This is a genomic window from Methylobacterium sp. C1, from assembly GCF_001854385.1.
Lineage (GTDB): Bacteria > Pseudomonadota > Alphaproteobacteria > Rhizobiales > Beijerinckiaceae > Methylobacterium > Methylobacterium radiotolerans.
In genome coordinates, this window is sequence record NZ_CP017640.1 from 5138663 (window position 1) to 5154058 (window position 15396).

The window sequence follows — 15396 nt, forward strand, 5'->3', positions numbered from 1 at the left end:
GCTGCCGACCCGTCGTCGATCATGCCTGGACCGGCCTGACATGAGCTTCGAACCGATAGGTGCCATCACGGTCGTCGTCGGCCTGTTCTGTCTCCTGCTCGGCCGGGAATCGGTCGTGATCGCCTTCGTGGTCTTCTGTAATCTCGGATCGGCCGCGGCTCTTCTTCTGGGCGGCGCCAACGTGCAGCCGGCGCATCTCTTCCTCGTGTTTCTGATGATTGCGACACTGTTCTATCGCAACATCTCGACACTGGTCCTGAGCTCCTTCCGCCTGCCGGAAGCGGGCTTCTGGCTTCTCTGCCTCACGCTCTACGGGGTGGCGAGCAGCTACATCCTGCCCCGGCTCTTCGCCGGCCAGACCTATATCGTGCCGCTGGGAACCTCGTCACATCTGATCACGAGCGACGGCGTCGTTCCCCTGGGCCCGGTCTCCAGCAATTTCACGCAGCCGATCTATCTCATCGGCGATCTGGTCTGTTTCAGTGTCATCACCGCTTTCGGATCCACCAAGAACGGGATCGAGACGCTCGCGAGAGCGCTCATCATCTATGTGGCCGCTAATATCTGCTTCGGCATCATCGATGTGCTGACCGCCGCGACGGGCACTCAGGAGGTCCTGCAGTTCATTCGCAACGCTCAGTACACGTTCCACGACGAGGAGAGTGTCGGCAGTATGCGGCGGATCATCGGGGCTTGGCCGGAGGCGTCGGCCTTCGCGGGGATGACGCTGGGCGGTTGCGGTTTCACCGGCATGCTCTGGCTCTGTGGCCGCAAGCCCTCGGTGACGGGACCGCTCGCCTTGATCTCGCTGCTGTTCGTGATCCTATCGACATCCTCGACCGGCCTGGTCGGCGCCGCGGTCCTGATAGCGATCCTCTACACGATCGCGCTGATGCGTTGCAGCACGCATCGGCAGGACCGTTTCAGTGCCGGACTGGTGGTGGCCGGTCCGCTGGTCCTCTGCGTCCTCGTGCTCCTGGCCCTCTCCGTCAACGGTGTGGCCGAGCGCGTCTACGATTACGTCGATACGCTTGTTCTGAGCAAAGCCGAGACAAGCTCGGGTGTTCAGCGCTCGGCCTGGAACGCCTACGCGTGGCGGAACTTCGTCGACTCGAACGGCCTGGGCGTCGGCCTCGGAACCAACCGCACGTCGAGCTTTCCTCTCGCGGTGCTGTCGAATGTCGGGATACCCGGAGCCGTGTTCTACGTGCTGTTCCTGGCTTCTGTGTTCGGATTTCGGCGCGGAGCGCCGCGCACCTACGCGAGCGATATCCGCGCCGCTGGCCGCGTCGCCTGCCTGTGCCTGCTCTCCGGCAGCATCATCGCGGGTCCGACGGTCGATCAGGGCCTGATGTTCTATATCTTTGCCGCGACCGCGTGCGCCTATCCCGTACGCGGTCCGGTCGGGGGGCGCAGTGTTTCCGCGGCCTCGATCGCGCCGGCCGCAGCCGCGATACAGGCCCGGCTCGTTGAGCCAGCTCGGCAGCTGGCTCGGAGTGGATCACTCGGCACGTCGGAGCGGGCCTGAACGCCGATTCGGCGAGCCGATGACGGGCACCGGAAGCCGCCTGTCCGCGTGCCGCTCCGGGAGAAACACTGAGGTCCGCGCCGTCGCGCCGCGATGGCCGACACCGACATGGCTCGCGGTTCTGAGGAAACACCTGGGGCTGCTGGGCAGATTCGACTCTCTTGATCCGGTGGCTCAAGGGTATGTATCGGGCTTATCATCCATTTTACTCTGCTGCCGAGCGGTCGTTGCTGCCGCTGCCGGCCGCACGGCGGCGGGCGCCGCTCGGCCCGTTCGAAACGGGTGGCGAGGGTTGTCGTTGGACCATAGGCGGTGTTTCGGCCCGCGCCATGGCATGTTTACATATTCCGGATCGTTAATGCTGGTGACGACTTGGTTCCGGTCGGTTCTTATGGTGTCGATGCGAAAACTTCGGTATGATTCGAGCTCTCGGCGGTGGTAATCACGTTCTGCCCGGGCGATCACCATGCTCCGCCATCGTCCTATCTCGTCTGACGCCATTGCCGGTGCAAAGAGAAGCATGACCGACTCTTCGAATCTCGACGGCGACGGGCGATCCGAAGATGAGATGTTCGATGCGATCATCTTAGGGGCCGGGATTACCGGCATCGTCTCAGCCTCTATATTGCACGATCTCGGGTGTCGCAGAATTGCCGTCATCGATGAATTTCCCAATCTTGGGGGAAACCATATCGACCGGGCTATCAAGGGGTATACCTTCGATGTCGGAAGCCTGATCTTTCAAGACGATTCGCCTTTGCTGAAGTATTTTCCCGAACTGCTGGAGCATTACGTTCCGATCAAGCCGACGTGGGGAAAGCTGACACCTCAGGCTTTCGTGACCTCATACCCGCTGTCGATCCGGGACGATGTTGTCCGGGCGGGCCCGTGGGGAATCGTGAGGATCGCGCTGTCGGCCGCGTTCTCGCGCGTGGCGCGGCGCAAGATCGGGAATGCGCGGGAGTTCGCCCGCTACTGGATCGGTGACTATCTGCTCAGACGGTCCGGCCTCGAGAGCTACATGAAGCGGTTCTTCGGCGTGCCGGCCGACTGGGTCGATCTGGAATTCGCCGAGAAGCGGATGCTCTGGATCAAGGAGCACGCCACGCCGCGCGTCTTGTTGCGCTATGTCCGCCGGCATCGCTCGCCGGGTCCGACCAACCGGCAGCTGGCGCGGCCCCGCGAAGGCTTCAACGCCCTCTACGAGGTGGCCGCGCGGACCCTCCGGCAGCGCGGCTCGGCCTTTCACATGGGTCAGCGGATCGTATCGATCACGCGGCGCGGGACGCAATTCGATGTCCGCACCGAGAGCGGCCGCTTCACCGCCAATCGACTCATCTCGACGATTCCCATTGCTCGGGCGCTTGCGCTCTGCGGTATCCGGGAGGATCCCGGTCTCGCGTCGGTGACGCTGATCAGCTTGTATTTCAGCTTCAGCGGGACCCGCGGCTTCGATTGTTCGGTGCTCTACAACTTCGCGCACGACGGGGCGTGGAAGCGGCTCACGATGTATTCGGATTTCTACGGTCGGGTGGAAGGGCGGGAGTATTTCGGAGTCGAGGTCATTGCCGGACATGCCGGCGACTCCGTGACGATCGCCGAGCAGGATTTTCGGGCGCACGTCGCCAAGAACGGGCTCTTCGCCGGTGATCTGGTTTGCGAGGGCAGTCAGATGGTGCCCTGTGCCTATCCCGTCTACACGGGGAAGGCCCATCAGCGGGTGTCGCGCGCGCTCTCGCAGCTCAGCGATTTCGGGATCGAGTCGTTCGGTCGGCAGGGTGGCTTCGACTACCAGCCGACGGCCCGTGTTTCGACCCTCAACGCGGCGGCCCATCTGATGCCGGCCGGCACGGCCGACGCTTAGTCGAGGCGATCCGACCAGAGGACGCGCCGCCTCGCCCTCTGAGACCGGTGCCACCCGCTCGTCGGTCGTCGCCTCGGCGGTTCAGCGCAGCCCCCGGATCCGCCCGCCGCTGTCGCGGGACCGTGTCACTGGACCAGGTAGGCGCGGCTGGACTCGCGCGGCGGGCGCGGCGCCGCGAGGCGCTCGCGCGCCAGCACCCCGTCGACGAAATGCCTGATCTCGTCCGCGAAGCGGCCGACGCCGAAGTCGGCGGCGCGGCGGACGAGGCGCTCGGGTTCCACGCCGATCAACCGGCAGCGTCGGACGGCATCGATCAGCGCGTCGACGGATTGCTCGTGGAAGAAGGTCCCGGTCACGCCGTCGATGACCGTCTCGGTGACGCCGCCCTTGCCAAACGCGACCACCGGCCGGCCGCTCGCCATGGCCTCGACGGGAACGATGCCGAAATCCTCCTCCCCGGGGAAGATCAGGGCCTGGCACCGTGCGTAGTGGTGCTTCAACACCTCGAAGGGCTGCGGACCGAGGATCTTGATGTGCGGGCCGGCCATGCTGCGCAGCTCGCGCAGCATCTCGCCGCCGCCGATCACCACGAGCGGCTGCTCCAACCGGTTGAAGGCCTGGATCGCCAGTTCCGGCCGCTTGTAGCGGACCATTTCGCCGACCATCAGATGGTAGTCACCGCGCTCGCTGTCCGGAACAGTCTCGAAAGCGGCGGTATCCACCGGCGGATGAATGACTTTGGCTTGGCGCCGATAGTAGGTCTCGATGCGCCGCGCGACCGTGTCCGAGTTGGCAATGAACTCGTGGACCCGGCCGGCCGAGACCGCGTCCCAGTTGCGCACGTAGTGGGCCACCGGCGGCATCAGCATGCGCGTGAGCAGCCCAGTCCGTTCGCGATAGTCATGGTACATGTTCCAGACGTACCGCATCGGCGAGTGACAGTAACAGATATGCAGCGCGTCCGAGGGCGGGATGATCCCCTTCGCCGGACCCGATTCGCTGCTGATGATCAGATCGTATCCCCGCAGGTCGAGCTGCTCGAGGGCCATCGGCATCAGGGGCAGATAGGATTTGTAGCGGCTGGTCGCGAACGGCAATCTGCCGATGAACGAGGTTCTGACCCGGTGTGCCCTGATGGTCGGCGACATGGATTGCGGCGCGTAGGCGTGCGTGAAGATGTCGGCTTCCGGATAGAGATCGCAGAGCGCCTCGATGACCTTCTCGCCGCCTCGCATCCCGACGAGCCAGTAATGGACGATCGCGACCCTCATCGATCGGACCCTGCTTCCACGGTCATCGCGCAGGTCGGGCCGGCGGATGTCCAATCTGCCGCTGTCAGGCAGCTGCTCCATAGGCAAGGGACCATGATTGCGATGTTCTCAGCTTGATCGGATACGGGCGCCATCAGCTGGACCAGATTGAGCCGAGCCTCGGGTGCTGCCGGCGGTGGCGGAATTCAGAAGGTCGCGATGAGTCTCACGACATCCGCTGTGCGGCGGTGGTCCGGACAGGGCGTGCCGACCGGGCGGGTATTCTCTGGATCCGCATCAGGCTCGGGTCTCCCGGCATTCGCCCGAACGGGCGGAGACCGCTCTGCGCGCCGCGCACCTCGGCACCCTGCTCTCTCTCTCTCTCGGCGCATGCGTCATAAGCCGCCCCAACCCGCACTGACTTCGGCATTGTCGCCGCTCCTGCACGTCGGATGCCGCTTAGCCATCCGCAGGATACTGAGTTCGTCCATCCGGGTCACGCCGAGGCTGCCGCCGCCATAGTGATTAGTCCGACGGCGTCGGACCACGGCCGCGCACGCGCGTCCTGCTGCGGCGCGGCAACCGATTTCCACGATCCGGTGCGCATCCCGCCCGTCGACGGCGTTCGACGTACTGTATCGTCAGCCCACCCATAGAGAGCGCCCTCTCCGTTGTCATGGCCGCGTTCGAGACGAAATTGATCTGGCGGAGCCATTCCGCGGCATCCTGGCGATCGCCGCCGCGGCCACCTTCCGGAATACCTGCGCCGGGGATTCCGGACATTGCACAGCGTTCCCCACGCGAGGACGCCCCGATCCGGATGAGGGCCGCTCGCGCGGAAAAAGCACAGAGCCGGGCGTGGCTCAGCTCTCGATCATCAACCGTTGGAATGCGCGGCATTCCTCGGCCCGGACGCACGCAGTGCACAATGATGGGTGAGCATCCGGCCGAGGTAGGTGTCTCGCGACATTGCGGGGATGGCGACGCTGAACCCGATTCGTTGCGGCGTCGCGGGACAGAGTCACGGTGCCACTTCTCTTCAGCCTGCAAGATCGAAATCTATTCTTACAATTTACAGTGAAAAATGTACTGACATATAGGGCGCGGCTAAGCTTGATACAGACGCGATGATTTGATATCGGATCGTTAACAATTGATTAATCGTTGCTGCACCCGGCGGCCCCCTGCCGTCACGAGGAGCCAAAACCATGCTGCGCGACGTCGGCCCACCGCTTCAGCCTACCTTGCGTGCACCGCAGTACAGTGTTGAGCTGGCGGACCAAGTGGGCGAGGCGGCAGAGGCGGTCGCAGAGGCCGTTCTGCCAGCGGCGCCGTTCGTGGCGCGGGGTCTGCGGCTGGGCTGGGCCGCCAAGCGCGGTCTGGACATCACCGTGGCGGCCACGGCCTTGTTTCTGCTCCTGCCGCTGCTGCTCCTGATCGCCGCGCTGGTCTATGCCGGTGATCGCAAGGCACCGATCTTCCGCCATATGCGAGTGGGACGGGACGGGCGCCGTTTCGGCTGTCTCAAGTTCCGCTCCATGGTGACGAACGGCGACGCCGTTCTGACGGCGCACTTGGCCGCAAATCCGCAAGCCCGGGCCGAATGGGCGGCCACACACAAGCTCAGCGACGATCCGCGCGTCACCGCCATCGGGTACGTGCTGCGCAAGACGTCGCTGGACGAGCTGCCGCAGCTCTGGAACGTGCTGCGCGGTGAGATGAGCTTGGTCGGTCCGCGCCCGATCGTGCCGGCCGAAGTCGCCCGCTACGGGCGGGCCTTCCCCACATGTTTCGCCGTGCCGCCGGGGGTGACCGGGCTGTGGCAGGTCTCGGGCCGCTCCGACACGACCTATGCCGAGCGCGTGGCGCTGGATCTGGACTACGCCACCCGGTGGACCTTGCACCGGGATCTCGCCATCATGCTGCGCACCGTTCCCGCGGTTCTGGCGCAGCGCGGGAGCCGATGAGACACGGGCGGCCCGCGGCGCCGCACCTCGCCGGATTGCGGCGCGCCCCGGCGCAATCGGGGTTGGGACGGCTCCGACGCCGCTGGCCCTGGCCTCGGCTCCGGCGCGGTGCGACGGCGTGACCCGAACCACTTTCCGAGGTGCGGATCGACGGGACGAACGTCGCCGGGCGGCTATTCGCGCCGCGTCGCGACGTGGACGATATCACGGACCTCGGGGTGCGCGAGACCATCACCCGGCAGCGCCGGAGACGGCCACGCGGCGCGCGGAGCCTGAGACTCGGGTCTTGGCCTCGACGAGACCGGTCGACAGCTTGCTCGTTCGTCGGATCGAGCCGCGGAGAATCCAGCGATGGTCAACCATGAACCGTGCCGGCACGAGGATCCGATCTGGTATGATCGGATCGAGGTGGACGAGCCGCCCGGCTTGATCCTCGATCTGTTGGCGCACGTGTTCGTGGCGATCATGGCCGGGATCGGTGCGGCAAGAACGCTGTACTGGCTGCCAACGCAGCTGTGGTGTCGGGCTTCGCGCTGGGTCCTGCACCGTCGGGCCGCCGCGGCGAAGCGTTTCTGAGGCGAGCGCAACATCGGCCCGGCCGAGCCTTCGCCGGGCTCAAGCGGCCCATCCCGGGATTTCACAAACCCGGGCCCGTCGCCGCGGCTGCCCACCGTCGAAGCACCGGATCGCGGCGGGGACAGATCGGCACTGCGTCGATGATCGCCGTTGACGAGCCAAACCTCAGCCGGAGGCGCGATCGCAACGGAGTCGCCGACGTTCGATCCCTTCGGCACCTCTGCTGTGCAGGCGGTGCCCTGCGGGCGTTCGGGCGCAGCGATGAGTCGTGGATCGCACGGATCGGAGCGCGCGATGACCCGCGGTGGCTGCGCGATTTTCGGCGGATTTGATCTGAGTGTTCGTTCGACCTTGGTCGCCAGAACGACTAAGCTTCCTGCGGACGGAAGATCTCTGAAATGTCCGGACTGAGGCTTCGGGTCTGGTGCGTCATCGTGCTGAAATTGACAATATTCACATTTTGATATATGTTTTGTTGGTATGTAAAGTCGGCGAAGCGTGGGGACTCATCGGTCGGGTCTAATGTATTCGCCTGTGTGGGATGGCGAGTGCTGGTATGAGGCTTTGGGAGACGGGAGTTGGCGTTCGACGCTGGCACTTTGGCCTGCCTCTGCGCACGCGCAGAATGACCGCCAGAGAGCGCTCTTCTTCGATCAGTGTTTGCCAAACGTGTGGTGCAAAGGTGGAGCATTCTGGAATTTATTGTGTTCCCTGTGCAATAAACTATGCCGACGACGATGTGGCGTATTTCGATCGCTGGGTGTTGATATTTATCTGGATCGCTGCGGGTGTGGTTCTGTCTGGTGCTGTTTATTATGTATTGAGATTTTTCAATGTGGGATTTTAGCGATGCATCACTGTCCGCTCCTGCCCAGCCTTCGCTTCATCGGCGCGGTCGGCTCTCAGCGGGCGTGAAGCGCGCACCGATCGACGCGGGACGTCGGCGACGCCATCCGTCCGAACGCGCGCGGATCACGGCGCCGCAGCCGGAAGGAGTGGGGGTTAAAGCACCGTCGCGGCGAAGTCTGCGGGCGCCGCAGGTCCAGGCAAGTGCTTGCGCCGACGAACTTGGCGGCTGGAACTCGCGTCTCGGTCCGAGATCTGGAAGTTATCGATCAGTGATCGAGACGGTGCCCGATTTCCAGTATGGGCAAGTGCGTTCGTTGATGCCTCGGGGCCCGTCCCGTATAGGCTCTCGTCGAGATTGGAGCGTGTTGGCACGCGATTAGGTACGGGCCGGCGCCCGTGCGTTGGATCTACGGACCATCCGGCCCGATATTCCGGTGGATGGCATGTCGATGTACCTCTATCGAGTGATGGGTACTGATCATCGCTAGGTAAAATGGCCGTGGGCTTCGTTGTTCAGAGTGCGGCCGCGGCTCGCGATATCTGCGATACGATCGCGTCGGGTCTGGTCAGGTGACGGGTTGAGGGTGAGGGCAGGATGCTCGGCTTGATTTCGACTGCGGCGCTCTCAGGAGCGCTGGCGCTTGTCTTCAGCATGTCCGCCTCGGCCGCCTCCGATATCACGGTCGCTGCCATCGCCACTGGCCGGCTCTATGTCGTCGGTACAACCGACCGCCCCCACACGGCGGTGGTCTTGGATGACCGGTTCCGAACCGAGTCCGACGCGAGCAGGAGGTTCCAGTACGAGTTGGTGTATCACCCCGCCAGTTGCGTGGTTTCCGCCGCGATCGATGGGACGATACACGAGGCGGTCGTCGGCAATTGTGGACAGCAGGTGATGCCCGGCACCTGGCTGGATCCGAAGCCCGCCATGACGAGGCCGGCTCCTCTGGACCGGGTCCTCTCGCCGAAGGCCGAGTTGCCCTCCACTCTGTTCTGCCCCTCGGTTCAGACCGAGCGATCGCAAGATCCCACGCGCATCGAGCTCGCTGACCGTACGCCGCCGGTGTTCACCGTCGTGACAGGGATGGACTTCTCGCCGCGCTACTGACGCCTCGCCGCAGGTCGGAGAGAGGCGCAGAGGGCCGGGGCGATGGCTGCAGCGCAGGCGCCCTCGTCGCCGGTGAAGGCGCGATCGTCGGTGACGACCGCGGACCGGTTTCTGGGTGGCGTCGGCTGAGAGAGTTCTCTGCGAGAGGGATCGCCGCTTCGCGTGATGGGGGCGTTGAGGGCAGGTCAAGGCGGCGGGTGAGAGCGCGCCAGACGCTTCCTGATCGTGATCGAGACTTCGCCGTCCACCGCCCCGGCCGCGTCGGAGGGCGACGCTAGCATCCAGAGCATACGCTCTTCGAAGCGTCCCGGCCGCCCTTCAGGAGCGCTGCCATAGCCGCTTCGCGATTGTACTCCGACATGATCCGCTTCGTGGCGAGCTCTCGGTCGAAACCGGGGATGTTGTCTTTCCGTGTGGCTGAGGTCTCTCCGACGTCGACACCGTTCGCCATCCGGGACAGGCCGGAATAGATCGGCGGCTTCGTCAGATTCTCCGGATGGAGACTCTTCCAGCTCATGCGGTTGCGCATCGAGGAATCGAGCACCGCCAGAGGATTCACGCCGCGCTGGCCGATCTCCGCATCCCTGAGCTTCAGCGTGCCGGGAATGATGACGGGCGGTGGACCGATATCGGCATCAGCACGCGGCGCGGCGGCGTCCACGAGCGGTCCCGTCGACGCGGCTGCGGCGGGTGTCGCTGTGAGGGGCGGCAAGGCGCTGTAGGCGGTCGGCATCGGCGGCGCATGCGAGCACGCGCTCGATGTCAGCACCACCGCGAGCGTTCCGATACGTCTGAAAGCCATGGCCGCCCTCGCGCTGCGCCCGGCCATTCTAGCCAAGCTCGGACCCGGCATACCAGTGTTGGCACGCCCGAGTCCAACCCTTATAAACTGCTCATGGCAGTACCCATGGTCTGAAATAGCCGAAAGTAGTACGAATTTCGGCAACCGTTCTTGGCGGAACCAGTCTTGAGGTGGGTCGGTTCGCGGCGACGGATTCTGGCGTAATTTCCCGCTGCGATTGTCATCGTTAAAGTCGTTGTAAAGTAATGCTATGAAAATTTCTCTCGCTTGAATTCTGAAATTGCGAGATCGTGTGGAAGTAATATTGAGTGACTTCGTTGTACCGAGCAGGCACGCCTGGGAGGCTCCGCGCGGACGATGTCATGCCCTGCCAGAACGGGCTCTCAGATGGTGGGCCGGTCCAGTTCTGGCCGGATCGGGCGGCTCGCCATCGAAACACATCCGCCCACTGGCCTCGCCGGACACGGGATCAGGACAGTCCGACGGTGCACAGGACATGGGCTAGGATACGAGATGCGGTCTGTTGAAACGGACGACGCGCCGCACACAGCGGGAGGACCCGGTCGGCGAGCGCATCATCGGGCGTTGTTCGTCCTGTCGAGATCTCGGAGCGAGCCGAGCCGTCTCGACCGAGGACCCCGAAGGTTCCTCGCGCGGGCGCATTGGCTGGCTGCCCGCCAGGCGCGAGCGATCGCCCGGGCGGCCCCTCTTGCGGGCCGGCCTTCACGCGAAAGCGCCGCGATCAGGACTGCCCTGTGCGGAGCGCCGCTGCCCCGTGCGGGAACACCCCGTTCGGATTCGCGCATCGTCGGTGACGAAGGGCCGGAGCCTGGAAAGGCCGGTTCCTAGCGGAGCCTGGGGAGCAGAGCGTCCGGGTCAGCGCAGATGAAGTTCGGGTTACCCGCGTTGCGCCGCCGCACGAAGTGCCGCTCGATCCAGTGCCAGCTCAGGATCCCGAAGCAGAACGCGATCGGTATGGTCAAAACGATCAACAGAAGTGGCGTGATCCCTGGAATCTTCTGAATGAGGAGATTCTGCGTCGGCCACGCGTAGAGGTACAGACCATAGCTCGGATCCGTGCGGTCGACCCACTGGCTCAGGCGATTGGCAGGCGTTGCCAGCGCATACCAGAAGATCAGGTAGCCGCCGAAGATCGCGAAGGCCGGCTCTGCCAGAGGAGGGACAAACAGGAGGCCCGTACAGGAAATCAGCGCCAGTAGAGCTCCGCGCCCCGTCAGAGGGATGACGTCCCGCCAGAGGTAGAACGCAGATCCGATGAGGAAGATGAAGGTCAACCGGATCGTTGCGCTCGAGCTGCCGAAGATGGGGCTTCCGTGCGGTATGTCTGGCACCGCGTGACGGAAGCCGTAGAGGATGCCGAGCCCGACGATGATCGCGAGGCAGTAACGCCGTCCGGCGAGCGTCGAGAGGGCGCCGATACCGATCGCGAGCACGTAACAGCGGAACTCGTACGAGATGGTCCACATCGACCCGTTGAGGTCCGGATGCGGCAGGCCGGCAAACGCGCCTGGGACGACAGGCAGACCGAGAATGAAGAGCTTCGTGACACTTTTGACGACCGGAATGTCGCTCAGTGATCCGCCCGACAGGCTTCCAAAGAGCAGTATCGATACAATGAACGCGGCAATGAATCCGGGATAGATGCGCGCGATGCGCCGGGACAGATAACTCTTCAACGATCGTGAGGACTGGAGGCTCTTCGTGATGAGGTAGCCGCTGATCAGGAAGAAGCCGTCAACGGCCAAGTCTCCCGAGAAGAAGCTGCCGGTGATCCGTACCAGGAAGTCGCGCGCGCGATCGCCGTCGATCAGTTCCGGCGCGTGTCCGATAATGACCAACAGAGCGAGTGCGATCCGAAGAGAGCCGAAATTATTCCTGCGGGCGCCTCTCTCAACACGCGGGGCAAGGGTACTCATGAGAGAGGGAGTCCACACTTCGGTCCGCCGGTGTTCGATCGTGTCACGCGGCACAGGGAACGATCCGATCGTCTCGGCGAATTCGGGCAGCAGGGACGTTCGCCGGATTCCCTACCGCGAACAGTCACCTTTTTGGGCGTTTCCGCGCCTATAGGGCCACAATTTGCATTATGTTTGGGCTTTGCGGCCGTCTCGTGTCGGCGACGCGTCCGGCTCGATCCGCTGGACCTTGAGCGGGTTGGCACGGAAGCAGGCTGAAGCCCCGGATCGACCGGCATCGCCGAGGTTCAGGCAGGGAGTCCTGTCGCTGCACCGGGAGAGTCGGACGGCTCTGCAGAGCGGCTGGGCGTCGGTCTCGGGCCTTCAAACCTGCAGCGTGAGCGAGCCGCCCAGTTTGATCGTCCTGTTGCCCGCGGCAGCGACAACGCGGCGGATCCCGCGGCGGCTCTGCCCGCAGGATCAGGCAAGGACGCGGCGCTGCGCGGCGTCCTTCACCGCGCCCGGAAAGCCGTGTCGAGCGCCTCCGAGACGCGCGACAGGGCCGCGGCGCGGGCGGCGGCGTCGGAGCCGATATGCGGGTCGCGCTGCACACACGGGTCGGCATAGGTGAACGGCGCGGCGTTCGCGCCCTCGACGAGGGCGCCGTCCGCCGCCTCGCGGATCGCGCAGGCGCGGACGGTCTGCGCGCCCCTGGCGACCACGGGCTGGCTCGGCCCGGTCGGGTTGTCGAAGACGTGCTGCGCCCCGGGATAGACGGTGAGGTCGACATCGGCGCCGGCCGCCTTCAGACGCTCCGCGTAGGCCGCGCAGGTCGCGGCGGGATTGTAGTCGTCGCCGCTGCCCCCGAACATCCGGATCGGCCGGTCCACGACGGCGGTGTCGTCCCGGAACCGGATCGAGCAGTCCGGATAGACCGGTAGGTAGAGGGCGGGGGTGACGCCGGAGCGGTTCCAGGCCGCGTCGAAGCGCTTGAGGCTCGCGTAGAGCGCGGCCTGCCCGCCGCGCGAGAAGCCCATCACGGCGATCCGCGCCGGGTCGACCCGCGGATGCCGGGCCAGCACGCCCAGCGCCCGGTAGATGTCGAGGATGAGGTTCGTGCGCGCCAGGAGGCTCTGGTCGGTGTTGACGCTGGTCAGGCCGCGCCCGGTGAACCCGTCGATGGCGAAGGTCGAGATCCCGCGCGCCGCCAGCGCCCGCTGCCAGAACTCGATGTTCCCGCCCAGGCCCCCGGAGCCGTGCATCAGGATCACGGTCGGCAGGCGCTCCGTCCCCGCCTTGGCGACGCGCAGGAGCCCCGCGACCGTGACCGGCTTCGCCCCCTCGGACGTGCCGGTGAGGAACTGCCGGTCGGTCAACGTCAGGCTCTCGAAAGGGTGAATCTCCACGCGGGTGGCGTAGCTGCCGAGATCGGCGACGCCGTCCGGCGCGGGCCCGGCGGAGACCGCCCGCGGGATGCCGGCCAGCAGGCAGGCCGCCAGGAACAGGATCGGTCGTTGCATCGGAGCCCTCCGCCACCGGGCGGCAGCCTAGCAGCGGCGCGGGCGCCCTGTCCCCGCGTGACGGGCCGGAGCCGGTTTCCCTTCGGCGGCCGATGTCAGTCCCGGGCCCGGGAGGCTACGCGGCCGCGCGGTCGGCCAGGTAGGCGCGCCAGCCGCCGAAGCGCGTGATCTCGGCCGCCCCGTCGAGGCCGGCCGGCTCGACCAGGAAGCCCTTGGGCGCCGTACCGTCGGCGAGCCGCAGGGTGCCGATCCCGAGCGGCGCCGGGATGGCGGCGACGAAGCGTCCGAACGCGGCGGGCGGCAGGGCCCACACCTCGGTCTCGATGGCGGCGCCTTCGCCGGCCGCCACCCGAAGCAGGCCCGGGCGCTGCGGGGGACCGCCCGGCAGGGCGTAGAGGCGATAGTCCCGCGCGGTCGGCACCGCCCGCAGGAAGCGCGCGCCGCACCCGGCGAGCTCGCGGTTCAGCGGCAGCCCCGAGAGATGCGCCCCGACGACCGCCAGCTCGATCGCGTCCGGTCCGGCCGCGGCCGGTCCCGGCTCCGCCGTCGGCACCGGGATCGTGCCCGCGCCGATCCGCGGCGCGGACGCCGCGTGCAGGCGCGCGCCCAGGGCGGCGAGCAGCCCGTCCGAGCCGCGCGGCGCCAGCAGGGTGATCCCGGCGGGGAAGCCGTCGGCGCGGGGCCGCCCCGGCACCGCCAGGGCGCACCAGTCCAGCAGGTTGACGAAGTTGGTGTAGGTGCCGAGCTCGCTGTTCGGCCCGATCGGGTCGGCCGCCAGGGCCGCGCAGGTCTGCGGGCGCGGGTAGGTCGGCACGGCGAGGACGTCGATCCGGTCCCAGACCGCGTCCGCCTCCCGGCGCAGCGCCGCGAGGCGGTAGAGGCCCGCGAAGGCGTCCGCGGCGCTGTGGCGCTCGGCGGCGGCGATGACCGTCCGCGTCGTCGGGTGCAGGATCTCGGGGCGCGTCTCCATCACCGCACGGATCGCCGCGTAGCGCTCGGCGACCCACGGGCCGTCGTAGAGCAGGGCCGCGACGGCGAACATCGGCGCGAGATCCACCGGCGCCGCCGCCCCGGCGAGGGTTTCGAGATCGGCGACCGTCGCCGCGAAGGCCGCCTCCGAGAGCCCGTCGCCGCCGAAGCGGAGGCTCGCCGCGTCCGGGAGCCCGAGGCGCAGGCCCGGCGGCAGGCCGGCGGGGGCGGCCGGCACCGGCAGGGCCCGCGACCAGGGATCGGCCCCGTCCGGACCCAGCATGACCCGGAAGGCCGCGTCGGCGTCCGCGACGGTGCCGGCGAAGACCGAGAGCGTGTCGAGGGTCCGGCAGGCCGGCAGCATCCCGCGGCTGGAGATCGCCCCGAGGGAGGGCTTCAGCCCGACGACGTTGTTGAGCGCCGCCGGCACCCGGCCCGACCCCGCCGTATCGGTGCCGAGCGCGAAGGCGACGATCCCGTGGGCCACCGCCACGGCGGAGCCGCTGCTGGACCCGCCGGGCACGTAGGCCGGATCGATCGCGTTGCGCGGGGCCGGGTAGGGGGTGCGCAGGCCGACCAGCCCGGTGGCGAACTGGTCGAGGTTGGTCTTGCCGATCAGGATCGCGCCCGCCGCGCGGAGCCGTGCCACCGCGGGTGCGGTCTCGGCGGGGGTGTGGGCGAAGTCCGGGCAGGCGGCGGTGGTCGGCAGGCCGGCGACGTCGATGTTGTCCTTCACGGCGAAGGGCACGCCCCAGAGCGGCATCGTAGCGGGGTCGAAGGGCGGGAGCGCCGCCGCGGCGTCCCGGGCGTCCGCCTCCGGGACGAGCGCGAGGAAGATGCCGGGATCGTCCACCGCGGCGAGCCGCCGGTAGGCCTCGGCCACGACGGCGCGCGGGTCGAGGCCGTCGGCGTAGGCCGCGTGCAGGAGCGGGATCGTCGGGAAGGGGGGCACGGCGGCTCCTCGTTCTCAGGTCGGCAGACAAGTTCGCGCGCGAGGGGATTCGGCGCGCGGGGGGCTAGGCCCTGCCCGCGCCCGCATCTCGAGGT

10 protein-coding genes are annotated in these 15396 nt (G+C 66.6%); 5 read left to right on the forward strand and 5 right to left on the reverse strand.

Annotated features, from left to right (window positions below; all coding sequences use genetic code 11):
• The first annotated feature begins 40 nt into the window (after positions 1 to 40).
• Entirely contained in the window at positions 41 to 1528 is a 1488-nt protein-coding gene (locus tag BKE41_RS23770) for a hypothetical protein (RefSeq protein WP_012321475.1), read from the forward strand.
• A gap of 520 nt (positions 1529 to 2048) precedes the next feature.
• Positions 2049 to 3392 (forward strand): NAD(P)-binding protein, encoded by a 1344-nt coding sequence (locus BKE41_RS23775; RefSeq protein ID WP_029360244.1) that lies wholly within the window; start codon positions 2049 to 2051, stop codon positions 3390 to 3392.
• Between the two features lie 125 nt (positions 3393 to 3517).
• On the opposite strand, the gene BKE41_RS23780 is transcribed toward BKE41_RS23775, so the two are convergent.
• Positions 3518 to 4663, reverse strand: coding sequence for a glycosyltransferase (locus tag BKE41_RS23780; RefSeq protein WP_024828730.1), 1146 nt, complete (start codon positions 4661 to 4663; stop codon positions 3518 to 3520).
• A 1187-nt stretch (positions 4664 to 5850) separates the two neighbouring features.
• Here BKE41_RS23780 and BKE41_RS23785 point away from each other — a divergent pair.
• The 3 genes from BKE41_RS23785 (at position 5851) to BKE41_RS23795 (ending at position 9142) form a co-directional block, all read left to right on the forward strand.
• On the forward strand, positions 5851 to 6609 hold the full coding sequence (locus BKE41_RS23785; protein ID WP_012321478.1) for a sugar transferase: 759 nt from the start codon (positions 5851 to 5853) through the stop codon (positions 6607 to 6609).
• 351 nt (positions 6610 to 6960) lie between these two features.
• On the forward strand, positions 6961 to 7185 hold the full coding sequence (locus tag BKE41_RS23790; protein WP_012321479.1) for a hypothetical protein: 225 nt from the start codon (positions 6961 to 6963) through the stop codon (positions 7183 to 7185).
• A gap of 1444 nt (positions 7186 to 8629) precedes the next feature.
• Positions 8630 to 9142 carry a hypothetical protein gene (locus BKE41_RS23795; protein ID WP_012321480.1) on the forward strand — a complete coding sequence of 171 codons (513 nt, stop codon included), beginning with the start codon at positions 8630 to 8632 and terminating at the stop codon, positions 9140 to 9142.
• A 274-nt stretch (positions 9143 to 9416) separates the two neighbouring features.
• Here BKE41_RS23795 and BKE41_RS23800 read toward each other — a convergent pair whose 3' ends face one another.
• The 4 genes from BKE41_RS23800 to atzF form a co-directional block, all read right to left on the reverse strand.
• Complete coding sequence (locus BKE41_RS23800) at positions 9417 to 9944, reverse strand: hypothetical protein (RefSeq protein ID WP_071000744.1); 528 nt, start codon at positions 9942 to 9944, stop codon at positions 9417 to 9419.
• A gap of 845 nt (positions 9945 to 10789) precedes the next feature.
• A complete protein-coding gene (locus tag BKE41_RS23805; protein ID WP_159392772.1) occupies positions 10790 to 11881 on the reverse strand; it encodes an acyltransferase in 1092 nt (363 codons plus the stop codon).
• Between the two features lie 491 nt (positions 11882 to 12372).
• The gene (locus tag BKE41_RS23810; protein WP_012321483.1) at positions 12373 to 13380 is read right to left on the reverse strand and encodes a dienelactone hydrolase family protein; all 1008 of its coding nucleotides are present in this window, start codon (positions 13378 to 13380) and stop codon (positions 12373 to 12375) included.
• A gap of 115 nt (positions 13381 to 13495) precedes the next feature.
• On the reverse strand, positions 13496 to 15301 hold the full coding sequence (gene atzF / locus BKE41_RS23815) for an allophanate hydrolase (RefSeq protein WP_012321484.1): 1806 nt from the start codon (positions 15299 to 15301) through the stop codon (positions 13496 to 13498).
• Between the last annotated feature and the right edge of the window lie 95 nt (positions 15302 to 15396).

Coding starts and splice junctions, on each gene's coding strand:
- BKE41_RS23770 (WP_012321475.1), top strand. CDS start 41: ATGAGCTTCGAACCGATAGGTGCCATCACGGTCGTCGTCGGCCTGTTC.
- BKE41_RS23775 (WP_029360244.1), top strand. CDS start 2,049: ATGACCGACTCTTCGAATCTCGACGGCGACGGGCGATCCGAAGATGAG.
- BKE41_RS23780 (WP_024828730.1), bottom strand. CDS start 4,663: ATGAGGGTCGCGATCGTCCATTACTGGCTCGTCGGGATGCGAGGCGGC.
- BKE41_RS23785 (WP_012321478.1), top strand. CDS start 5,851: ATGCTGCGCGACGTCGGCCCACCGCTTCAGCCTACCTTGCGTGCACCG.
- BKE41_RS23790 (WP_012321479.1), top strand. CDS start 6,961: ATGGTCAACCATGAACCGTGCCGGCACGAGGATCCGATCTGGTATGAT.
- BKE41_RS23795 (WP_012321480.1), top strand. CDS start 8,630: ATGCTCGGCTTGATTTCGACTGCGGCGCTCTCAGGAGCGCTGGCGCTT.
- BKE41_RS23800 (WP_071000744.1), bottom strand. CDS start 9,944: ATGGCTTTCAGACGTATCGGAACGCTCGCGGTGGTGCTGACATCGAGC.
- BKE41_RS23805 (WP_159392772.1), bottom strand. CDS start 11,881: ATGAGTACCCTTGCCCCGCGTGTTGAGAGAGGCGCCCGCAGGAATAAT.
- BKE41_RS23810 (WP_012321483.1), bottom strand. CDS start 13,380: ATGCAACGACCGATCCTGTTCCTGGCGGCCTGCCTGCTGGCCGGCATC.